This is a genomic window from Streptomyces sp. NPDC021212 (assembly GCF_044332925.1).
In the GTDB taxonomy this organism is placed as follows: Bacteria; Actinomycetota; Actinomycetes; order Streptomycetales; family Streptomycetaceae; genus Streptomyces.
Genome location: NZ_JBIRPZ010000029.1, coordinates 26,235 through 46,762, shown reverse-complemented (window position 1 = coordinate 46,762; position 20,528 = coordinate 26,235). Strand labels below are relative to the sequence as shown.

The following is a 20,528-nucleotide window of genomic DNA, read 5'->3' as shown; positions in this document are numbered from 1 at the left end:
GCAGGTCGAACTCGGCCGGCGGGATGTCCAGCACCGAGCAGACGTCGCGGACGACGGCCCTCTCGCTTTGGTCGAAGTAGCCGTCGGCGCAGCCGATGACGATGCCGATCTGGAGGACGGCCCGTGCCTCGGCGGGCTTCTTCTTCGCCTTGCCGATCTCCCGCATGGCGCTCGCCTTACCCAGGGCGAAATCCGCGGTCAGCTCGTCGAGGTGCTCCTCGAAGCGGTGGTGCAGGCCGTCCGAGGGGAAGTTCTGGAGCACGTCGTTGGTGGCGATGAGCTGGGCGACGCGTTGCCGCTCGGACGGGTCGATCGTGCCGTCCGCCGCCGCCACCAGGGCGCACATCGCCATGCTCGCGTCCCGGAACGCGCCGCTCCGCAACTCGTTCTTTCTCGCCGTGAGCTGGGCCTGCATTGCCTGGACCGAGTCCTTGAGGCGGTCCCACAGCGCCATCCACATCTCCTTGTCCGTGCTCCCCCCTCGCGTGAGGAGGAGACCGAATCTACAGGTTTGTAGAGGGCTGTCGCGAAACGAAGCCGCCACCCACTTGTTCTACAGTTCTGTAGATTCACGTCCGGATCCCGCAGGTGTCATCACCGGCCGGTCCACCGGGGGAGGCGTTTTTCGGCGAAGGCGCGTGGGCCCTCCTCCGCATCGTCGGATGTCAGCATGGCCCGGTATGCGGGCAGGTCGCCGTGGCGCAGTCGCTCGTAGCCCTCCTCGACCGTGGAACCGGCCGTGGTCCGCAGGATTTCCTTGATGGCCGCCACGGCCAGCGGTGCCCCGGCGCAGATGTCGCGTGCCAGTTGCACGGCCGCCGCCAGGAGATCGGGACCGTCGACGACGCGGTTGACCAGACCCCACCGTTCCGCCTCCTGTGCGGGCATCCGCCGCCCGGTCAGCAGCAGGTCCCTGGCCACCGCCTGCGGGAGGCGCCGGGGAAGCCGCAGCACCCCGCCGGAATCGGGGATCATGCCGAGCGTCACCTCCGGCAGGGCGAACTCGGCGTGGTCGGCGGCGACGATCAGGTCGGCGGCCAGGGCGAGTTCGAAGCCACCGCCCAGGGCGAGGCCGCCCACCGCCGCGATGACGGGCTTGTCGAGGTCGAAGAGTTCGGTGAGGCCGGCGAAGCCGCCGGGGCCGTGATCGGCATCGATCGCCTCGCCCGACGCCGCGGCCTTGAGGTCCCATCCCGCCGAGAAGAACCGCTGTCCGGCGCCGGTGAGCACCGCCACGCGCAGCGTCTCGTCCCGGGCCAGTCTGTCGAAGGCCGCGTGGAGCGCGCGGCTCGTGGCCACGTCGATCGCGTTCGCCCTGGGGCGGTCCAGGGTCACCAGCAGGATGCCGCCGTCGGCCTCCGTGCGTACCGGGTCAGCCATCCGGTCCTCCTCGTTCGTCGGTCCCCAGCCTGATCAGCGCATCGGCGGCCACCACGCCGCCGTGGCCGGGAAGGACCAGCAGGGGGTTGATGTCCAGTTCCACGAGTGTGCTCGCGTGGCCGCGCGCGGAGGCGGCCACGGCCGCCACCGCGTCGATGACCGCTTCGACGTCGCCCGGCGGCTGTCCGCGGTAGCCGGTCAGCAGGGGCCAGATCCGCAGGCGCCGCAGCGCCGTGTGGATCTCGTCCCGTCGTACGGGCAGCAGCAGGGTCACCGCGTCGTCGAGGAGCTCGACCATGGTGCCGCCCGCGCCGACGGTGAGTGCCGGGCCGAACTGCGGGTCCCGGTGGACCCCGACGATCAGCTCCGCCACCGCGCCCCGGACCATCCGCTCCACGAGGAAACGGTCCGAGAGCGCGGCCATGCCGGCCACCGCGTCGCGCACGTGCTGTTCCCCGGTCAGATCGAGGCGCACCCCGCCGATGTCGCTCTTGTGCGCGATCGCCTCCGACACCGCCTTCACCACCACCGGGAATCCGATGCCCCGGGCCGCTTCGGCCGCGGTCCCGGCGGTGGCCACCGCGCCCGCCGGTACGGGCACACCCCACTCGGCGAGCATCCGCTTCCCGTGCCACTCGTCCAGTGGACGCGTCCCGGCCGGGGGCGCGGTCGCCGGGTCGAGCGGCCGGACCGTATCGGCCGACTCCTGGGCCAGACCGATGTGGCGCGCTGCCGCGATCGCCGTCAGGCATTCGGTGATGCCCTGCATGGGGGCGACACCTGCCTCCAGCAGCCGGGTCCGCGCCGGTTCCGGCAGCCCTTCCGGCAGTGAACTCACCACACACGCGGGCGCGTTGGTGTGCTGGTACGCGGCCAGGTAGGCGTCCAGGGTGGTCTGCCACGCCTCCGGGTGGCAGCGGTCCGCCCGCGGGAAGTCGAGCACCAGGATGTGCATGTCGAAACCGGTGGTGAGGAACGCGTGGAAGCAGTTCCGCTGGGCGTCGATGTCGCCCCAGATGTAGGTGTGGTAGTCCAAGGGGTTGGCGACCGCGACGCGTTCGCCGAGCACCTCCCCCAGCCGCCGGGCGGTGTCGTCCGGAAAGGGCGGCAGCGCGACCCCCTGGTCGTGGGCGAGGTCGGCCAGCAGCGCCGCCTCGCCACCCGAACAGCTCGCGGAGGCGATCCGCGCGCCGGGCCGCGCCCCATGGACGTGCAGGTATTTCAACGTCTCCAGGAAGGTGCCGACCTGGTGCACCCGGGCCATTCCCAGGCGCCGGAAGAAGGCGTCGCAGAGCACATCGGAGCCCGCCAGTGAACTCGTATGGCTCAGATTGGCCCGGCCGCCCAGTTCCGACCGACCCGTTTTCAGCACGACGATCGGGACACGCAGGTGCAGCGCGCGCACGGCGGCCCGGGACAGGGCGACGGGATCGTCGATGCCCTCCAGATGCAGGCCGATCGCGGTGATCCGGGGATCCTCCAGCAGGGCTTCCACCAGTGCGGCCACCCCGGTCACGGCGGCGTTGCCGACCGTCACCAGCCGGGCCAGGGGCATCGACCGGCGCTGCATGGTCAGGTTCTGGCCGATGTTGCCGCTCTGCGTGATGATGGCGACGCCGCGGTCCACCCGCCGCCCGCCGTGCTGGTCGGCCCACAGGGCGGCGCCGTCGAGGTAGTCGAGCATCCCGATGCAGTTGGGCCCGATCACCGCCATCCGACCCGCGGCACGGACGAACTCGCGCTGCCACCGCGCACCGGTCGGCCCGTCCTCGGCGAAGCCCGACGCATGGCAGACGGCCCCGCCCGCGTCGCGTGCGGCGAGTTCCGCCAGCACCTCCACGGTGGCGTCCCTCGGCACGGCGAGGAACGAGGCGTCCGGTGGATCGGGCAGCGCGGTGGCGTTCGGGTAGCAGCGCAGGCCCTCGATGCTCATACGCCTGGGGTGGACGGGCCAGATCGTCCCGGCGAAGCCCGCGCGGCGGCACTGCCGGATCGCCTCGGCGGCGGTGTCGCCACCGAACACCGCGATGTGGCGAGGGCTCAGCAGGCGCCGGAGATTGTCCCTGGTCTCCTTCCCCGCCATCACGAACCGAGGGGACGCAGCAGGGACCGGGAGATGATGTGGCGCTGGATTTCGCTGGTGCCGTCCCAGATGCGCTCCACACGGGCGTCCCGCCAGAAGCGTTCGATCGGCAGTTCCGCCATCAGCCCCATACCGCCGAAGATCTGCACCGCCCGGTCGGTGATCCGGGCCAGCGCCTCGGAGGCGTACAGCTTCGCCATCGCCGCGTCCCGGTCGGTCATGGTGCCCTGGTCGAGCTTCCACGCGGCCCGCATGGTCAGCAGTTCCGCGGCTTCCAGTTCGGTGGCCATGTCCGCCAGGGGGAAGCCGACGCCCTGGAACCGGCCGATCGTCTGCCCGAACTGGCTGCGTTCGGCGGCCCACCCCGTGGCGAGGTCCAGGACGCGCCGGGCGCGGCCGACACTGGTGGCGGCGACGCTGAGCCGGCTGGCGCCCAGCCACTCCCCCATCAGGTCGAAGCCGCGCCCCTCCTCACCGAGGCGCCGGCCAGCGGGGATCCGGCAGTCCGTGAACGACAGCTCGCACTGGTGGTAGCCGCGGTGCGATACGCAGGCGGAGCCGCGGGTGACGGTGAGGCCCGGGGTGTCCAGGTCCACCAGGAACGCCGTGATGGGGTTCCTGCCCGTGGTGGCGCCCGTCGTGGCGTCTGTGGTGGCGAACAGGATCACGAAGTCCGCCACGTCGGCGTGGCTGATGAAGTGCTTGGTGCCGTTGATGACGTAGTCGCCGCCGTCCGGCACCGCGCGCGTGGTCATCGAGCGTACGTCGGATCCGGCGCCGGGTTCGGTCATGGCCAGGCAGTCATGGCGTTCTCCGCGGATGGTCGGGAGCAGGTAGCGCTCGCGTTGCTCGCCTTCGCATGCCCGGAGGATGTTGCTCGGCCGTGCGACGAGCATCTGGAGGGCGTAGCCGGCGCGGCCCAGCTCGCGCTCGACCAGTGTCATGCTGGTGGCGTCCAGGCCGCCGCCACCCAGTTCTGCCGGCATGTTGGCGGCGTAGAGCCCGGCGTCGAGGGCTTTGCGGCGGATCCGTTCGGCCAGTGCGGGCGGAACTTCGTCCAGCCGCTCGACCTCATCCTCGTGCGGCTCCAGCTCGGTCGTGACGAACTTGCGCACCGTCTCCACGATCATGCGCTGCTCGTCGGTGAGTGCGAAATCCATGGCGGCTCCTCGGGACGGCGGGAGGGGAGCGAAGGGGCTTCAGCGGCGGGAGATCCCCATCGGGCGGCCCACGACCTCGGGGCGGGGAAGGGCCGTGTGCGCCTGCTGGATCGCGGCCAGCCGATCGAGCAGGGCCGCGGGCAGGGGGCACGACTTCCCCTGCTCCATGTCGACGTGCACCAGCATCTGTTCGGCCGTGGCCAGCAGCGTGCCGGTGGTGCCGTGGTGCATTTCGTGGAAGAGGTGAACCCGCTTGGTGTCGTGGTCCAGTACGCGGAGGGTCAGCCGGAGCGGCTCGCCCTCGGCCACCTCGCGGCGGTTGTGCAGATGGGTTTCCACCGTGTAGAGCGAGTGGCCTTCGGCCCGGTACCGCTCGTCGATGCCGATGTAGCGGAAGAAGGCGTCCGCGTTGTCCCCGAAAACCAGCAGGTAACACGACTCGCTCATGTGGCCGTTGTAGTCCACCCAGGCCGGGCTGACCGTGGTGTCGTGCAAGGACAGCGGTGCGGGGATGCCGGCGGTGTCGTCCCGGACGCGGTGGCCGGTGCCCTCGTAGGGCGTGACCACCCGCCCCCGGTTTTTCTCGGCCCTGTCGTCGTCATCAGCCATACCCGGCTCCTGTCCCGACGGTGCTCGTTTCAGCTTCGGACGATCTCGCGTTGCACGAAGTCGTAGAGAATCCGCCGCATCCGCTCGGCGGTCCGTCCCGGACGGCCGGTGAGCACCTGGATGCCCAGACCGTCGATCAGGGCCGTCAGGGACACCGCCAGCTCCTCGGGGTCGGCGTCGGTGAAAACGCCCTGGGCCTGCCCTTCGGCGATCGTGCGTGCGACCGTCTCGTGGTAGCGGGCGTACGAATCGGTGTGCAGCGCCCGCAGTTCCGGGCGCAGGGCGGTCTCGTTCCACACCTGCAACCAGATCGACCATTCCCTCTGCAACGCGCCCGGTGTGGGAAGTTGCAACTCGACCAGGCGCAGCAGCCGTTGATGCGCGTCCTTGATGCCGTGCAGTTCCGCGACCTGGCGGTCGAATGCCTGCTGCACGGAATGGCGCAGCGCCTCGGTGAGCAGTCCGTCGCGGCCCGGGAAGTGGTAGTGGATGGTGGCGGCACTCGTACCGCAGGCCGCCGCCACGTCCGACACCCGCACCGCGTGGTAGCCGCGCTCGGCGATGAGGCGCCAGGCCGCGTCGAGGATCTGCCGGTACCGGCTGGTGTCGCCGTCGCGTATGGGTCGCCGCGCGCTGCGTCGCGGGACGGCGGACACCGTGTCCGCGTCGTCGCTGCCGTTGATCAGCCAGTTCACCGTGACGTTGCCGATCTCGGCGATCCGGGTCAGCTCGGCGGGGGTGAACCGCCGGGCCCCGGTCAGCGACTTGGACAGCTTGGTGGGGTCCAGCCCCATGGCGTCGGCGAAGGCGCGCTGGCTGCCCGGGTATCCGCGCAGCACTTCGCGCACCCGCTGACGCGTCGCGTCCGCGGTGTGCAGCATGCCGCCGACCCTAGGGAGGCGTTGCGAATCCCGCAATAGTCTGACGCGTCAATCGCATCGCAACGCGGCGCGCCGTCCCGTCATGCCGGGGAGGTGTCCCCGTCCATGGAAACCTCGTCCACCGGAGCCTCCACCGCCGAAGTGCTGGTGGCCCTGTACCGGGCCATCGCCGAGGCGGCCGGTGACGCCCTGGTGCTCGGCTGCAACACCGTCGGACATCTGGCCGCGGGTCTGGTGCACGTGCAGCGCACCGGCGACGACACCTCGGGCCCGGCACTGGGAGCGCCCCCAGCACAGCCGCTTCTACGCCGTGGACGCCGACTGCGTGCCGTGCACGCCGGCGACCGAGTGGCGGCTCAACCGTCAGTTCCTGGACCTGGTGGCCCGTTCCGGCACCGCGCTGTTCGTCTCGGTCGACCCGGCCGCCCGCACCCCGCAGACCGACGCCGACCTCGGCTCGGCCGTCCGGCTCGCGCTGGACGGCGGGTCGCCCGGCGGCGTCGAACCGCTGGACTGACTCGCGACCACGGCCCCGCGCCGCTGGCGGACGGGCGACGCGGAACGCGCGTACGCGTGGTCCCAGCCCTGGGGCGCGTGGCCGCCGCTTCCGCTCCAGCCGGTCCTGATCATTGGTCACTTTGGTCAGTCGAGGGCTCTTTCACCCCGCCACAGTGAGCAGATTGCTCAACCGGAAGGCGACATGTTGCGCAGAGGGTGGGGTCTCTGTCTACTTCTCGCATCACGCAGCATTCCTGGACGCCAGGTCCAGGCTATGGAGGTGGTCAATGTGGTCATGGACGCGACCTTCTCGGGTGCCCCGGGCAAGGACCCGGCCGGGAGGGAACACCCCGGGACGCTCGGCACGCTGGAAGCGGTCGAGCGCCGGGTGCTGTGGCTGTCCACGGCCATGATCGACCACGCCAACCGGGTACGGCCCAACACCACGGGGCTCAAGGTCGGCGGACACCAGGCGTCCAGCGCGTCGATGACCTCGATCATGACGGCGCTGTGGTTCCACACGCTGACCGCCGAGGACCGGGTGTCGGTCAAGCCCCATGCCTCGCCGGTGCTGCACGCCATCAACTATCTGCTCGGCGAACTGGAGGAGTCCTATCTGACGACCCTTCGCGCGTTCGGCGGACTGCAGAGCTACCCCAGCCGGTCCAAGGACCCCGACCGGGTCGACTACTCCACCGGTTCGGTCGGGATCGGGGCCACCGCTCCCCTGTGGGGCGCGCTCGCCCGGCGCTATGTGGAGGGCCGCTTCGGCGGTGCCGGGACCGGACGGCAGTACTCCCTGCTGGGTGACGCGGAGCTGGACGAGGGCGCGATCTGGGAGGCGATCCAGGACCCGGTGGTGTCCTCCCTGGGCGAGGTGACGTGGATCGTCGACCTGAACCGGCAGTCCCTGGACCGCGTGGTGCCCGGCATCGCCGCCGGCCGGCTCCAGGGCATGTTCACGGCCGCCGGCTGGCAGGTGCTCACGCTCAAGTACGGGCATCTGCTGGACGAGCTCTTCGCCCGGCCCGGCGGGGAAGCCCTGCGCACCCGTATCGACGCCATGGGCAACCCGGAATACCAGCGGCTGTTGCGCTGCACCGCCGGCCAGCTGCGCGAGCGGCTGCCCGGCACCGGCTCCACCGCCGGTCCCATCGCCGGGCTCGTCGCGCAACTGGACGACGCCACGCTGCTCGCCGCGCTGCGCAACCTGGGCGGCCATGATCTCGGCACGCTCCTGGAGGCGTACGACGCCATCGACGACACCCGGCCGACCGTGATCTTCGCGTACACGGTCAAGGGTCACGGGCTGCCCACCGAGGGCCATCCGCAGAACCACTCCTCGCTGCTGACCGCCGACCAGATGCGCCCGCTGGCCGCGCGGCTGGGGGCGGACCTGGACCGCCCGTGGGCCCTCTTCCCCGACGGCTCGGCGGAGGCGTCCCTGTGCGCGGCCGCCGCACACCGGCTGCGCCGGCCCGGGCGCGAGCCGCAGCAGCCGCCCGCCCTTCCGGCCGACCTCGGGCGCCCGGCGCCCACCGGGACCGGCCACACCCAGCAAGCGCTCGGGAGGGCCCTGCTGGACCTCACCCGCCGGGCACCGGAGGCGGCGGGCCGGATCGTCACCGTCAGCCCGGACGTCAGCTCGACCACCAACCTTGGCGGCTGGCTCAACAAGGTCGGCGTGTGGTCGGCCACGGAAGGCACCGACTGGTTCGCCGACGACGCCGAGACCATCCTGCACTGGCGGGAGAAGCCGACCGGACAGCACGTGGAACTGGGCATCGCCGAGACCAACCTCGTTGGACTGCTGGGCGAGTTGGGCGCCACCTGGAGCCGCTGGGGGCAGCCGCTGCTGCCCATCGGTGTGGTGTACGACCCCTTCGTCAACCGGGCGCTGGAGCCGTGGTCCTTCGGCATGTACGCGGGCGGGCAATCCATCCTGGTGGGCACCCCGTCCGGGGTCACGCTCGCCCCGGAGGGCGGCGCACACCAGTCCATCACAACCCCTTCGCTCGGCATCGAGCAGCCGGGGTGTGTGTCGTACGAGCCCGCCTTCGCCATCGACACCGAGTGGTGTCTGCTCGCCGCCCTGGGCAACCTCGGTCATCCGCAAGGGAGTTCGGCGTATCTGCGGCTGTCCACCCGGCCGGTGGACCAGTCCCTGGCCGCCGTGCCCACCGACCCCGCCGCCCGCGAGCGACGGCGGCGGCAGGTGGTCGCGGGCGCGTACCGGTTGCGGCGCCACGACAAGCCGGCGGTGACCATCGCGGCGATGGGCGCCCTGGTTCCGGAGGCCCTGGCCGCCGCCGAACGGCTCGACGCCCTCGGCCACGGCGCCGATGTGGTGTGCGTGACCAGTCCGGACCTGCTGTTCCGCGCCCTCCAGGCCCGGCGTGGCCTCGCGGAGGACCCGGACTGGATCCTCGACCGGGTCTTCCCCGCCGACCGGGCGACCCCGCTGGTCACCGTCCTCGACGGCCACCCGCACACGTTGACCTTCCTCGCCACCGTGCATCAGGTGCCCGTCACGCCCCTCGGTGTGACCCGGTTCGGCCAGTGCGGCGCCCTCGACGAGGTCTACCGCTACCACGGCATCGACAGCGACAGCGTTCTGACCGCCGCCCTCGACCTCATCGACTGACTCCCGCGGCTCCGCCCGTCGTCACAGCTCCACGACGACGGGCCGGAGCGTGCCGGTGGCGGCCAGTTCCCCGATGCCGCGCAGGGCGTGCCGTGACGGCGCAGGACGTGCAGCAGCTCGCTCAGGCGGGATCCGCCCACGGGGTCGAGCGCCACGTCGGCCCCCTCGCCGTCGGTCAGTTCGGCGACCGCCGCGCCGAGGCCGTCTACGGCGGCGGGGTGCTGGGCACCACCACCTTCGCCCGGTTCGTCCTCCTCGATCGGGCCGCCCGCGAGCCCGCCCCGGCCCGTACGGACCGGTAGGAGCGGGCCGGGCCGGTTCAGAGGTGCCGCAGCTTGTCCGGGTTGCGGATGATACGGATCTCCGTGATCCGGCCGTCGGCGACCTCCAGGCAGGCGACGGTGTCCGGGCGGCCCGCGACGGTGAGCAGCAGTCCCGGCCGTCCGTTGACGTCGACCGCGTGGACGCGGGGGTCGTCCATCGGCTGGGTGAGGACGGCGGCGAGGAATCGGGCGACCTTGTCCGCCCCGCGCTGCGGGCGAACGGCGGCCTTCACCTTGCCGCCGCCGTCGCTCCACGCCGTCACATCGGGGGCGAGCAGCTCCATCATCCGGTTCAAGTCGCCGCCGAGACAGGCGGCCAGGAACTCGTCGGTGACCTGGCGCTGCACCTCGGCCGGTGTGTCGTAGCGCGGCCGCCGGGCCTGGACGTGTGACCTGGCCCGGTGGCCGACCTGCCGTACGGACGCCTCGCTGCGCTCCAGCATTCCGGCGATCTCCTTGAACGAGAAGCCGAACACCTCCTTGAGCACGAAGACCGCTCGCTCCAGCGGAGAGAGGTTGTCGAGGACGACGAGCATGGCGAGCGAGACCGACTCGGCCAGTTCCACCTCCTCGGCCGCGTCGGGCTGGGTGACCAGCGGCTCGGGCAGCCAGGGCCCGACGTACCGCTCGCGGGTGGCGGCGGCCGAGGTGAGCCGGTTGAGCGCGAGGTTGGTGACCGTACGGGTCAGATAGCCGGCCGGGTTGTCCACGGGGGTGGACACCTGACTGCAGCGCAGCCAGGTGTCCTGCACCAGGTCCTCGGCGTCGGCGACGCTGCCGAGCATGCGGTAGGCGATCCCGAACAGCATGCGTCGGTGTTGTTCAAAGGTGGTTGCGTCGATCACATCCGCGACCGTACCGCGCACGCCTCCGAGAAACCCTGGCTGGTCAGGCCGAAGGCGCTGTTGATGCGCGAGCGGTAGTTTTCCAGGGCGACCATGGCGGTGAGTTCCACGAAGGCCGCCTCACCGAGCCGTTCCACCAGGGCGGCGGCCAGCTCGTCGGTGACACGGGGCTCGGTCTCGGTCATGGCCTCGGCGTAGTCCAGGACGAGCAGCTCCAGCTCGGTGAAGTCCTCCTGGTGGTCACGCCACCGCGGGACCTTGGCCGCCTTGCCCCTGGGCAGTCCGAGGGCGTCGGCCTCCCAGTGCCCGAAGTCCATGCACCACGAGCAGTTGATCCTGGCCGCCGCGGCCATGACGGCGAGGTGCTTGAGGCCCTGGTCGAGGCGGTTCCACTTGGCGGCGCCGCGCTCCTGCCGTACGTACGTGAGCAGCACCCGCGCGTGGTGGCCGACGGCCAGGCCGGGGTCGAGCACCTTGCCGTAGGTGCGCCGCGAGTACCAGGCGGCGAGGCGGTTGAGCAGGGTGTGGGGCGGGGTGAGCGAGATCCGGGCCATGGCAGATCCTCCACTTGTCTTACTCCGTGCGTGAGTGTCTTCGGGAGGTGTGACAAGGGAGACCGCCGGAGTGTGGCACCCGGCGGACCACGCATCCGGCACGGCAGCTCGGCGGGTTTCCGCGGACGTGCGGGTAAGATCATCCGTGCCGTGCTCGACTTTTCCGTCACACCACGGCCCAGTTGGCCGAATAGTGCCGTCGGAGAGGCATTGAATCTCGCCATTTGGGATATTTTACAGAAAACTCTTGTTTGTTGCCGTTTACTCCTGTTTTCATCCTCTCAGCTTCCGGCGAACACCTGCCCGAAGCGATCGAGAACACAAAACATGGGGGGATCATGCGGCATACCCATGCCGGGCCGGACCGTGTCCGTAACCTGCACACACTCGGTCCGCACGGGACCAACTTGGAAGCCGCGTCGCACGAATGGCTGCGCAGACGCGGCGTCGAGGGGACAGTCCATCTGCATTCCTCCATCGAATCGGCGCTCGAGGCCGTCCCGGCCGACGGGGAGCACGCCTTGACCGCCTGCGCGGTCTATCCGGCCCTGCACACCCTGGTTTTCGGCAACCTGCACCGGTTACGGATGGTCGACAGCTTCATCATGCCGACGCACAACATGGTGCTCGCCTCCGCGGGAACGCCGAAGCCCGCCACCGTCGCCTCGCATCCGGCACCCAGGGGACTCGTCCCCGCATCGGCCGAGGTCCACGAGGTGCTCAGCAACTCGCAAGCCGCCATCGACTGCGCCGCCGGGGAGGTCGAGGGCTGCATCACCACGGTCGTGGCCGCCGAGCGGCACGGGCTGCGTGTCCTGCGCGACTTCGGCCCGGTTCCCATGGTCTTCACCGTCCACCAGGTCCTGAGCATGGACGCCGGGGCCGAGGAGCCGCTGGCGGCTGGGGCGGTGGCGCTGTGACCTCCCGGGCACCCATGAACCCCGCGTACCTCACCGAGGCGCGGACACTCACCGAATCGCTCATCCCGCGGGTCAACCGCTTCCGGGCGCGCCAGGCCGACAACGGCACCATCACCGCCCCCACGGCGGACGACCGCGCGCTGCTCACCCAGATCTCGGACGAGGCATGCGCCTGGTACCGGCGCAACGGGCTCGGGCACCAGGCCGACGCCCTGGAGGCCGATGTCGCCGGGTGGCTGGAGGCCGGGCTGGACACCCCGCCGCACTTCGCCCGCTCCCGGGACGCGCTGCGCCCGCCCGAGGACGGCAGCGCGGTCTTCTTCCTCGCGCCGCTCCAGAGCACCAACAGCGCACCGCCCGTCGGCAAGCGGCTGGACTGCTTCTACGCGCTGCGCAAGGAGCCCGACGCACTGGCGGAGCTGGCCGTCACCCACCCGCACCCCAAGAACAACTGCCAGTCCCTGATCCTCATCGCCGGCAGCGATGGCTTCGCGCAGGGCAACTGCCTGGTCTTCTTCCCGGAGAACGTGGCCGCGCACGACAAGATCACCGATCAGCCGTACGCCATGTTCTTCTACAACAAGATGCGCGGCATCCACGAGACCTACGCCCTCCCGGGGGCGGCGGCCGTCCTGACCCCGGACTCGGTGCCCCGCGCCTCCACCGGCCTGGACCCCGAGGTGTGCTTCGAGGCCCGCGCCATCTGGGGCTATCTGCACGACCGCATGCACTACCAGGGGCTGTGGCCGTTCGACGAGCACATATCGCTCAAGATGAACTGGTTCGTCGGCCTGCTCGAAGAGATCAAGGTGGACGCGAAGACCGCGGTGGCCTGCGCCGACGGCGGCATTCCGTACGCCGAGGAGCAGATCGCCATGATCCTGCTGGAACGAATCTTCCGCTACCCGCAGGCCGACGACGCGACCCGCAACTTCGACTCCGGCACCGGTGTCTTCCTGTACTCGTGGCTGCGCGAGCACGGCGCCCTGACCGGTTCCGTACACGACGGCGGGCTGCTGCGCCTGGACCGGGACGCCACCGTGGCCGCGCTGCGGGACTACGTCACCACGGTCGAGAAGCTGGAGGCCGAGGTCACCACCGACGACGAGTACCGGGCGGCCGCCAAGGCCCTGGTGCGCGACTACCTGCCCGCCGGAGAGGCCAAGCAGCGCTACCGGTTCACCGAGGACCAGCGGGTACTGCTGCGGGCCAAGGAGCGCCTGGACGGGCTGCCTCCGCTCACGTTCGCGCTCGCGCAGTGGTGACGGACGCCCCGGAGCCGCGTCGGCGGGGCGGGCCGCTGCTGGTGCCCGCTCTGTCGGCGCTCATGGTGCTGCTGCTCGCCGCGGGCTGGCTGATGTCCGCCCGTCTGGTCGACGGTGTGCCCGCGCTCGCCGTGGCGAGCGGCCGTACGGCGGCCAGCTTTCTGGCCATTTCCGTGATCGCCGCGCTCCGCACGCGCAGCTGGCCGGACGTCCGGAAGGGATTCGGCCGCCCGGGCGGGTTCCTGCTGCTGGCGTTCCTGGGGTTCTTCGCGTACTACTCCGGTACGTTGCTCGGCATCGGCCGGATCGGCGCCTCCCGGGTGGGCCTGATCGTCTCGCTGCTGCCGTGCGTGACGTTCGTCATCGGCATCGTCGCCTTCGGCGAGCGCGGGACGGTCCGCAAGGTGTGCGGCACCCTTCTCGCGGTGGCCGCGGCGTGCGGTTACGCGGTGGCGGACGGGTCGGGCGGCGAAGAGGCGGCCGGGGGCACCCTGCTGGCCGGTGTCCTGCTGGCGCTGGGCGGCACGTTCACGTACGCCCTCTACGGCTACGTCTACCGGCAGCGGATGGCCGACATCTCACCGCTGGCGGCGCTGCCCGCCATCACGGGGGCGGGCGCGGTCATGCTGGGGCTGACGACCGCCGTCCTCGTTCCGATGGGCGGCGTCACGGCGGCCGACTGGGGCGGGGTGGCACTGCTCGGCGCGGGGCTCACCGCGCCGGTCTTCCTCATCTCGCACGAACTCATCCTGCGCAAGGGCCCGCTCTACACCTCCGCCGTGGCTCTGGTGGTGCCGTTCCTGATCCGGCTCGGTGAATGGGCGCTGGGGTGGGCGGGCCCGCCCGGTCCCGTCGTGCTCGTCCTGATCGTCGCCTGCTCCGCCGGGGTGTGGCTGACGGTGGGCGGCTCCCGCCGGGCGCGGCCCCCGGCCACCGGATCCGGCACGACCGACGACACCGGCCGGCCGGCCGGAATGCCACGGATGAGAGGAACATCGTGAGCACACAAGCGCCCTGCGTCGTCCTGGTGTACCAGCGGACGACGCTGCCCTGGGTCTTCGACAGCGCCGAGCGCGCCGGCATCCGCATCATCCTGGTCCCCCGCCCCGACGAGGCCGTGTCCCCGGACCGGCTGCCCCCGGCCGTGGCCGATGTGCTGCGCCTGGACATCGACGGGGACCGCGCGGGAGCCCTGGCCACGCTGCGGCGGTTGCACGAGACCACCCCGTTCCAGGGCATCTGCACCCTGTACGACCCGGCCGTGCCGTTCGTCGCGGAGGCCGCCGAACTCCTCGGGCTGCCCGGCATCGGGCGGGACGCGGCGCTCGGTGCGCAGGACAAGCGGGTGATGCGGGAACGGCTGGCGGCGGCGGGGCTCAACGTGCCCCGCTTCGTCGGCCTGAAAGCCCCCTCCACCTGGGAGGAGGCCGCGCACCTGGACTTTCCGGTCGTGGTGAAGCCCGCGCACGGCTTCTCCAGCCTCGGCGTCACCAAGGCGGAACGCCCCGAGGAGCTGAAGGCCGTGGTGGAGGAGGTGTGGCAGGTCTGCCGGGACAAGCTGGGCCGGTCCCAGGGCCTGATCGTGGAGGAGTATCTCGACGGGCCCGAGTTCGCCGTGGAATCCCTTGCCCACCGTGGGGAGGTGACAGTGTGCAGCATCGGCTACAAGGGCGAACCCGAGGGCCCCTACTTCGAGGAGAGCGTCTACCGCGCCCCGGCCGTCCTGCCCGAGGCGGTGCGGGACGCCATCCGGCACGAGGTCACCGCCGCGCACACCGCCCTCGGCATCGCCGACGGCCCCACCCACACCGAACTGCGGCTGCGCGGCGACCGGCCGTACCTGCTGGAGCTGGGGGCCCGCATCGGCGGTTCGGGGGTCTCGGGGTACATCGTCCGCAACGTCACCGGGCTGGACTTCGCCGCGGACGCGCTGCGGATCGCCACGGGGCTGCCGCCACGCGCCTTCGGCGCCGATCGCACGCCCTCCGCCACGGGCGCGGCGGCCAACTACATCGTCCCGTGCGGCGGTTCGGGACGGATCACCGCGATCCACGGCCTGGAGGAGCTGCGCGCCGACCCCCGGGTGGACCACATCGTGCAGATGCTCTTCCCCGGCGACGTGGTGCGGCCCTACCCGGACTTCACCGGCTACCCGGCGTTCGTCCTGTCCCGGCACGACACCACCGCCGAGGCCGAGGAGTTCCACCGCACGCTGGAGACCGCCATCCGCATCGAGTACGCCCCGGAAAGCAGTGAACGATGACCTCCCTCCCCTTCGACGACCGTGACGGCGTCATCTGGTACGACGGCGCCTTCGTACCCTGGCGCGACGCGAGGCTGCACGTCCTCTCCCACGGACTGCACTACGGGGGTGGTGTCTTCGAGGGGATGCGCGTCTACGACGGCGCCATCTTCAAACTCACCGAGCACACCGAACGCCTGCACACCTCCGCCCGCGCCCTGGGCTTCAGCATCCCCTACGGCGTGCCCGAACTCGACGAAGCCGGCAGGGAACTGGTCCGCCGGCAGGGCATCACGGACGGATACGTCAGGCCCGTGGCGTGGCGGGGCGGCGAGCAGCTCAGCGTCTCCAGTGCGGGCAACCGCGTCCATGTCGCCATCGCCACCTGGGAGTGGCCGCGCCTCTTCGGGGACACGACCCAGGAGGAGGGCATCCGCCTCGGCACCTCCCGCTGGCGCCGCCCGGCGCCCGACACCGCACCGGTGCACGCCAAGGCGGCATCGCTCTACAACATCTGTACGCTCGCCCGCGACGAGGCCGAAGCCGCCGGTTACGACGACGCCCTGCTGCTCGACCACCGGGGGCTGCTGGCCGAGGCCACCGGTGCCAACCTCTTCCTCGTCATCGGCGGCGCCCTGCACACCCCCGTCCCCGACACCTTCCTGAACGGCATCACCCGCCAGACCGTCATCGGTCTCGCCCATGACCTCGGCATCCCCGTCCATGAACGGCCTCTGGAGCCGGACGCCCTCGCCGACGCCGACGAGGTGTTCCTGACCGGCACCGCCTACGAGGTGCAGCCGGTCGGGGCGGTGGACGGCCACCGGTACGGCGTCGGCAAGGTGACGTCGGCGCTGTCCGAGGCGTACGCCCGGCTGGTGCGCAGCGCCACCTAGGAACCGCGACGGCCCCGGTCACGGCTCCTGCGTGACCGGGGCCTGCCACAGGGCGACGATCGCGTCGATGAGGCCGGTGGCGGTGTCGTGCCACGTCGTGCGGGAGGTGGGAGTGGCGTCGGCGAGGGCGCGCTCCCTTTCGGCGGTCATCTGCGTGATGAGGTGGCGCGTCATGGCGCCACGCTCGGCGTACACCTCGGCGGGCAGGTCGGGCAGGCAGCGGTTCACCCCGTCCTGCAACGGGTGCAGCGACGGGGCGGCGGCGAAGGCCTCCGCGGTGGTGACCGCCTGGAGTGCGGGATCGGCCGTGACCTGGGCGATGAATCGCGCGTACCAGCTGGGGTGGCCCAGGGCCGCCAGGTGCTCGGTGGTCGGACGGACCGCGCAGGCCACCCAGTCCCGTAGCTCGGTGGAGTCGCCGATGTCGGCCAGCATCCCCGCGCGGATCCGCTCCATCTGCTCGGCGTGGCGGCGGACGATCGCGCGCACCAGGTCGGTCTTGGTGCCGAAGTGGTAATTGACCGCGGCGTTGTTGCCCTGTCCGGCGGCCGCGCTGATCTGGCGGTTCGCGACCGCGTGCACCCCGTGTTCGGCGAACAGCCGCTCCGCCGCCGTCAGCAGCGCCTCCCGTGTCGCGCTGACCCGCTCGTCCTGTCTCGTCCTGGCCGCCATCATCACCACCGCATCCCGATCCGCACACACCGCGTTAAATCCATCGCTTTAAAGCATACCCGGTGTCGCGGACGGCCGCGGGTGCCCTGTCGGCGGTGTCCCATGCTGCCACCGACAGGGCTTTCCGTGCCTCAGCGGCAGGTGCGGCCGGTGTTGATGCATCGGACCATCTGGTTCATCACGCGCTCGTCGAAGACGTTGATGAAGTCCCCGTGGTCGGTGACCGGCTTGTGCAACTGCTCGGGGAAACCGTCCACGGCGAAGAACGGCCGGGTCTTCCCGTTGTCCTTCAGACTGGGCGCGTCCACGTCGTACACCAGGCGCTGCACGAGCTGCGGAATCGCCACGAAGCCCTTCGGGCAGCGGCCGTCGGCGTCCGTGAACGCCACGTGGGAGCGGTGGTTGGCGCTGTCGGCGTTCTTGCCGTCCCAGCAGCTCTGGAACTTCGACGTACGCACCACATCGCTGCCCTGCGGGCAGATCGGGTACTTGTCCTTCAGCTGCCGGTTCTCGAACCCTGTGCAGCTCCAGGAGGCGTTGGCGTTCGCCGTCCCGTTGCTGAACGCCTTCGCGTCGCCGGTGATGATGCGCAGGAACCTGGGCATCGCCACGACCTTGCCGCGCGGGTTGCCCGCGTACTCCAGGGTGACCTTCTTGGCGGTCAGGATGCGGCCGGTGTTGCCTTCCGCGCCACCGCCCTGCCGGTCGGCGTCGAACTCACGGGAGCCGTCCTGCAACCGCAGCACGGGCCAGTAGTAGGTCGACTTGTCGCCCTGGTTCTGGCAGGTGGTGCGGCCACGGGCGAAGGTGTTGTTGTCGGCGAACGCGTTGTTCGCCTGGTTGCCGACGTAGTCGTGGGTGTGATGCGCCCCGTTGGACACGCCCGGTGCGACGATGACGTTGTCGGTGTTGTAGAGCTTGTTGGCGTTGACGCCGCACCTGGTGGTGAAGAGGCCCTTGGAGGCGTTCCGCGCCGGGCGCGGTGTGCGCACATTGGGCTGGACACGGGTGATGTCCACGAAGTCGGCGGCCACCGGGCCGTTGCCGGTCTGCCCCTGATTGCCGCCTTGGTCGCCGCCCTGGTTCCCGCCCGGGTTGCCGCCCTGACCTCCGGCGGAGGTCTTGAGCGTGCAGGTGGCGAGCCCGTCGAGGCCCTGCGGGGTGGCGGCCACTCTGCCGATGGCGATCGAGATCCGGTCGATGGCCGCCGTGCGCTTGTCCTTCAGCGGACCCATGATCGCGTTCTGCGCGAAGTTGGCATCCTGCTGGATCGCCCGCTGGGAACCGGCCAGCCGCTGGTACGCCTCGGCCACCTGCTTGTCCAGCAGGGCAAGCTCCCGGTCCACCTCGGCCCTGGCCCGCTGCGGCACCGCGCTCAGGCGCCCGCCGACGTCGGGACAGTCGATGGTGGAGGCTTGGGCGGACAACGCCCGGCCGCGGGTGTCACTCTGCTGCGAGTCGCCCGCGTCGGCCGAGGCGTACATGTTGACCGTCACCAGTCCGCCCGCCCCCAGGGCTAACGCGGCGGTGGCGACGATCGCCCGTCTCGCGGCCTTCGACCGTCTACGCGTAGTGCGTCGCATGGAACTCCTCTGTCATGTCGGACGCGTTCGACGGAAGAGTAGCGCCACGCCACCGGGCCCGGGCAGCGGGGTGGATCACGTCACGGATCCGTCATATGGCCGCGTGTTCCGGGGCTCCCTGGGGTCAGGCGGTCACCTTGGCGAGGAATTCGGTGACGTTGGCCACGGTCCGCTCGATCTTCTCCTCCAGCGTGAGCGACTCGTGCAGCCGCGCGCCCGCGCCCGCGTCCTTCTTGCCGCGCACGTACAGCGAGCAGGCGAGGTCGCTGCATATGTAGGTGCCGACCGAGTTGCCCTGCTGCCGGGCCTTCCCCGCCTTCGGCGCCACCATCAGGGAGACGCCACCGGAGTGGGAGGTCAGACAGAGCGAACACATGCCGCGCGGCGTCTGCCAGGAGGCCGGGGTCGGGCAGCGCAGCGCGAGGGCCGTCGGGCGGTCGTCCAGCGTGGTGACGAGGTAGGCGCGGTCGTAGGCCTGGGGATCTCGCCAGCCGAGGTAGTCCAGGTCGCCCCAGGGCCGGGCGGCCAGGTCGCGGGGTACGGACAGGCGTTTCGCCTCGCCCTTGGTGCAGTTGACGAAGGCGGAACGGATCTCTTGCTCGGTCAGGGGCCTCATGACCGGGAGGCTAAGTTGCCTAAAGGTCTTAGGCAAACGAATAATGAGTTCTGTCGAGGGAGAGGGAGGGCATGGCATACGCAGGGCTGACCACGGAACGTCTGACCCGCGCCGGAGCGGAACTGGCCGACGAGGTCGGCTTCGATCAGGTGACCGTGTCGGAGCTGGCCAGACGGTTCGACGTCAAGGTGGCGAGCCTGTACTCGCACCTGAAGAACTCCCGCGACCTCAAGACCAGGATCGCCCTCCTCGCCCTGGAGGAACTCGCCGACCGGGCCGCCGACGCCCTGGCCGGGCGGGCCGGGAAGGACGCCCTGACGGCCTTCGCCAATGTCTACCGCGACTACGCCCGCGAGCACCCCGGCCGCTACGCGGCGGCCCAGTTCAGGCTCGACCCGGAGACGGCGGCCGTGAGCGCGGGCGGCAGGCACGCGCAGATGTCGCGGGCGATCCTGCGCGGCTATGACCTGACCGAGCCGGACCAGACGCATGCGGTCCGGCTGCTCGGCAGCGTCTTCCACGGCTACGTCAGCCTGGAGTTGGCGGGCGGGTTCAGCCACAGCTCCCCCGATTCGGAGGAATCCTGGTCCCGGGCCCTGGACGCGCTCGACTCCCTGCTGCGCAACTGGCCCGCGCCCTGACCACGAAAGCGCGCGAATAACCCATTCGCCCCTCTCCGCTCGCTCCCGATCCGCGCCGTCCATGGATCCGGTGACCTGCGTAAACGATCAAGCGAAGCGGTGGCGGCGGCCTTGCGGGGTGACGCTCGTGTTGCGGCGGTGGCGGAGTGTCGATTGTCTCGTGATCGGAACACCCCACAGGTGCCGCGTGATCGGGCCGGCCACTGCTCCGTTGGAGGATTTTCATGCGTTACGTACCCGCCGGTGCAGGCATCGGCCTGGTCCTGTGTGCCCTCGCGCTGCAGGGCCCGGCCGCTGCGGCCGATGACGCGGAACTCCGCATCAGCCCGCGGATCGGCATCCCGGGGTCCACGGTCACCGTCAGCACGACCGCCTGCGGATCGGAGACCTACGGCAAGGGCTTCGCGGACGGAGACGAGTTCCACCTGCTCGACGACGGCCACAAAGGTGTGCTCACCGGCCACTTCCGGATCCCGGAGGGAGCCGCGTCCGGCCCCCACGACGTCATCGTGAAGTGTCCGCCGAGCGTCAAGATCACGGATACGGTCGAGGTCGTTCACGGCCGCCCCAGTGGCGGCGTCCACGCCGGTTTCGGGCCTGCGGCGGTCGTCGAGAACAAGCCGACCCTCCTCGGCGGCGCCGTCCTGGCCGTCACGGCCGGCGGTGTGCTCATGATGCGCCGCCACAGGAGCGTCCGGCGCTAGGCCCCATCCGGC

General features: G+C 70.9%; 20 protein-coding genes and 1 pseudogene. 10 read left to right on the top strand and 11 right to left on the bottom strand.

Annotated features, from left to right (window positions below; genetic code table 11):
* Position 1: 1 nt before the first annotated feature.
* The 6 genes and pseudogenes from ACH4SI_RS41495 to ACH4SI_RS41470 all read right to left on the bottom strand — a co-directional run.
* Positions 2–454, bottom strand: a pseudogene (locus ACH4SI_RS41495) (tellurite resistance TerB family protein); the annotation flags it as partial.
* A gap of 140 nt (positions 455–594) precedes the next feature.
* Positions 595–1,380 (bottom strand): enoyl-CoA hydratase-related protein, encoded by a 786-nt coding sequence (locus ACH4SI_RS41490; RefSeq protein WP_398306067.1) that lies wholly within the window; start codon positions 1,378–1,380, stop codon positions 595–597.
* Positions 1,373–3,463 carry an acetate--CoA ligase family protein gene (locus ACH4SI_RS41485; RefSeq protein ID WP_398306100.1) on the bottom strand — a complete coding sequence of 697 codons (2,091 nt, stop codon included), beginning with the start codon at positions 3,461–3,463 and terminating at the stop codon, positions 1,373–1,375. Before ACH4SI_RS41485 ends, ACH4SI_RS41490 begins: the two co-directional genes overlap by 8 nt.
* Positions 3,463–4,623, bottom strand: a complete 1,161-nt coding sequence (locus ACH4SI_RS41480; RefSeq protein WP_398306064.1) for an acyl-CoA dehydrogenase family protein — start codon at positions 4,621–4,623, stop codon at positions 3,463–3,465. Before ACH4SI_RS41480 ends, ACH4SI_RS41485 begins: the two co-directional genes overlap by 1 nt.
* A gap of 39 nt (positions 4,624–4,662) precedes the next feature.
* Positions 4,663–5,232: a thioesterase family protein gene (locus tag ACH4SI_RS41475; protein WP_398306061.1), complete on the bottom strand. Its 570-nt coding sequence runs from the start codon at positions 5,230–5,232 to the stop codon at positions 4,663–4,665.
* 29 nt (positions 5,233–5,261) lie between these two features.
* Positions 5,262–6,113, bottom strand: a complete 852-nt coding sequence (locus ACH4SI_RS41470) for a TetR family transcriptional regulator C-terminal domain-containing protein (protein WP_398306058.1) — start codon at positions 6,111–6,113, stop codon at positions 5,262–5,264.
* Between the two features lie 325 nt (positions 6,114–6,438).
* Here ACH4SI_RS41470 and ACH4SI_RS41465 point away from each other — a divergent pair, with 325 nt between their 5' ends.
* From ACH4SI_RS41465 to ACH4SI_RS41455, 3 genes are all read left to right on the top strand, one after another.
* On the top strand, positions 6,439–6,630 hold the full coding sequence (locus tag ACH4SI_RS41465; protein ID WP_398306055.1) for a hypothetical protein: 192 nt from the start codon (positions 6,439–6,441) through the stop codon (positions 6,628–6,630).
* Between the two features lie 390 nt (positions 6,631–7,020).
* Entirely contained in the window at positions 7,021–9,255 is a 2,235-nt protein-coding gene (locus ACH4SI_RS41460) for a transketolase-like TK C-terminal-containing protein (protein WP_398306097.1), read from the top strand.
* Positions 9,256–9,347: 92 nt separating this feature from the next.
* On the top strand, positions 9,348–9,557 hold the full coding sequence (locus ACH4SI_RS41455; protein WP_398306052.1) for a hypothetical protein: 210 nt from the start codon (positions 9,348–9,350) through the stop codon (positions 9,555–9,557).
* A 17-nt stretch (positions 9,558–9,574) separates the two neighbouring features.
* Here the strand turns inward: ACH4SI_RS41455 and ACH4SI_RS41450 are convergent, their stop codons facing one another.
* Together ACH4SI_RS41450 and ACH4SI_RS41445 are read right to left on the bottom strand one after the other, a co-directional pair.
* Entirely contained in the window at positions 9,575–10,423 is an 849-nt protein-coding gene (locus tag ACH4SI_RS41450) for an RNA polymerase sigma-70 factor (RefSeq protein WP_398306049.1), read from the bottom strand.
* Complete coding sequence (locus ACH4SI_RS41445) at positions 10,420–10,977, bottom strand: carboxymuconolactone decarboxylase family protein (RefSeq protein WP_398306046.1); 558 nt, start codon at positions 10,975–10,977, stop codon at positions 10,420–10,422. The genes ACH4SI_RS41450 and ACH4SI_RS41445 overlap by 4 nt, the downstream gene beginning before the upstream one ends.
* A gap of 338 nt (positions 10,978–11,315) precedes the next feature.
* Between ACH4SI_RS41445 and ACH4SI_RS41440 the strand changes: the two genes are divergently transcribed.
* The 5 genes from ACH4SI_RS41440 to ACH4SI_RS41420 are packed head-to-tail and all read left to right on the top strand — an operon-like array spanning position 11,316 to position 16,300.
* Entirely contained in the window at positions 11,316–11,897 is a 582-nt protein-coding gene (locus tag ACH4SI_RS41440) for a bacilysin biosynthesis protein BacA (RefSeq protein ID WP_398306043.1), read from the top strand.
* Positions 11,894–13,162, top strand: a complete 1,269-nt coding sequence (locus ACH4SI_RS41435; RefSeq protein ID WP_398306040.1) for a DUF6421 family protein — start codon at positions 11,894–11,896, stop codon at positions 13,160–13,162. The genes ACH4SI_RS41440 and ACH4SI_RS41435 overlap by 4 nt, the downstream gene beginning before the upstream one ends.
* Positions 13,156–14,163, top strand: coding sequence for an EamA family transporter (locus ACH4SI_RS41430; protein WP_398306037.1), 1,008 nt, complete (start codon positions 13,156–13,158; stop codon positions 14,161–14,163). The genes ACH4SI_RS41435 and ACH4SI_RS41430 overlap by 7 nt, the downstream gene beginning before the upstream one ends.
* Positions 14,160–15,425, top strand: a complete 1,266-nt coding sequence (locus tag ACH4SI_RS41425; protein ID WP_398306034.1) for an ATP-grasp domain-containing protein — start codon at positions 14,160–14,162, stop codon at positions 15,423–15,425. Before ACH4SI_RS41430 ends, ACH4SI_RS41425 begins: the two co-directional genes overlap by 4 nt.
* Entirely contained in the window at positions 15,422–16,300 is an 879-nt protein-coding gene (locus ACH4SI_RS41420) for a branched-chain amino acid aminotransferase (RefSeq protein ID WP_398306031.1), read from the top strand. Before ACH4SI_RS41425 ends, ACH4SI_RS41420 begins: the two co-directional genes overlap by 4 nt.
* A gap of 18 nt (positions 16,301–16,318) precedes the next feature.
* On the opposite strand, the gene ACH4SI_RS41415 is transcribed toward ACH4SI_RS41420, so the two are convergent.
* From ACH4SI_RS41415 to ACH4SI_RS41405, 3 genes are all read right to left on the bottom strand, one after another.
* Positions 16,319–16,972, bottom strand: coding sequence for a TetR/AcrR family transcriptional regulator (locus ACH4SI_RS41415; RefSeq protein ID WP_398306094.1), 654 nt, complete (start codon positions 16,970–16,972; stop codon positions 16,319–16,321).
* A gap of 131 nt (positions 16,973–17,103) precedes the next feature.
* On the bottom strand, positions 17,104–18,555 hold the full coding sequence (locus ACH4SI_RS41410; RefSeq protein ID WP_398306028.1) for a DUF1996 domain-containing protein: 1,452 nt from the start codon (positions 18,553–18,555) through the stop codon (positions 17,104–17,106).
* A gap of 124 nt (positions 18,556–18,679) precedes the next feature.
* On the bottom strand, positions 18,680–19,171 hold the full coding sequence (locus ACH4SI_RS41405) for an FBP domain-containing protein (protein ID WP_398306025.1): 492 nt from the start codon (positions 19,169–19,171) through the stop codon (positions 18,680–18,682).
* A 71-nt stretch (positions 19,172–19,242) separates the two neighbouring features.
* Here ACH4SI_RS41405 and ACH4SI_RS41400 point away from each other — a divergent pair, with 71 nt between their 5' ends.
* Both ACH4SI_RS41400 and ACH4SI_RS41395 read left to right on the top strand, forming a co-directional pair.
* A complete protein-coding gene (locus tag ACH4SI_RS41400) occupies positions 19,243–19,812 on the top strand; it encodes a TetR/AcrR family transcriptional regulator (protein WP_398306023.1) in 570 nt (189 codons plus the stop codon).
* Between the two features lie 224 nt (positions 19,813–20,036).
* A complete protein-coding gene (locus ACH4SI_RS41395) occupies positions 20,037–20,516 on the top strand; it encodes a sortase (protein WP_398306020.1) in 480 nt (159 codons plus the stop codon).
* Positions 20,517–20,528: the final 12 nt, after the last annotated feature.

Coding starts and splice junctions, on each gene's coding strand:
- ACH4SI_RS41490 (WP_398306067.1), bottom strand. CDS start 1,380: ATGGCTGACCCGGTACGCACGGAGGCCGACGGCGGCATCCTGCTGGTG.
- ACH4SI_RS41485 (WP_398306100.1), bottom strand. CDS start 3,463: ATGGCGGGGAAGGAGACCAGGGACAATCTCCGGCGCCTGCTGAGCCCT.
- ACH4SI_RS41480 (WP_398306064.1), bottom strand. CDS start 4,623: ATGGATTTCGCACTCACCGACGAGCAGCGCATGATCGTGGAGACGGTG.
- ACH4SI_RS41475 (WP_398306061.1), bottom strand. CDS start 5,232: ATGGCTGATGACGACGACAGGGCCGAGAAAAACCGGGGGCGGGTGGTC.
- ACH4SI_RS41470 (WP_398306058.1), bottom strand. CDS start 6,113: ATGCTGCACACCGCGGACGCGACGCGTCAGCGGGTGCGCGAAGTGCTG.
- ACH4SI_RS41460 (WP_398306097.1), top strand. CDS start 7,021: ATGATCGACCACGCCAACCGGGTACGGCCCAACACCACGGGGCTCAAG.
- ACH4SI_RS41445 (WP_398306046.1), bottom strand. CDS start 10,977: ATGGCCCGGATCTCGCTCACCCCGCCCCACACCCTGCTCAACCGCCTC.
- ACH4SI_RS41440 (WP_398306043.1), top strand. CDS start 11,316: ATGCGGCATACCCATGCCGGGCCGGACCGTGTCCGTAACCTGCACACA.
- ACH4SI_RS41420 (WP_398306031.1), top strand. CDS start 15,422: ATGACCTCCCTCCCCTTCGACGACCGTGACGGCGTCATCTGGTACGAC.
- ACH4SI_RS41415 (WP_398306094.1), bottom strand. CDS start 16,972: ATGGCGGCCAGGACGAGACAGGACGAGCGGGTCAGCGCGACACGGGAG.
- ACH4SI_RS41410 (WP_398306028.1), bottom strand. CDS start 18,555: ATGCGACGCACTACGCGTAGACGGTCGAAGGCCGCGAGACGGGCGATC.
- ACH4SI_RS41405 (WP_398306025.1), bottom strand. CDS start 19,171: ATGAGGCCCCTGACCGAGCAAGAGATCCGTTCCGCCTTCGTCAACTGC.
- ACH4SI_RS41400 (WP_398306023.1), top strand. CDS start 19,243: ATGGCATACGCAGGGCTGACCACGGAACGTCTGACCCGCGCCGGAGCG.
- ACH4SI_RS41395 (WP_398306020.1), top strand. CDS start 20,037: ATGCGTTACGTACCCGCCGGTGCAGGCATCGGCCTGGTCCTGTGTGCC.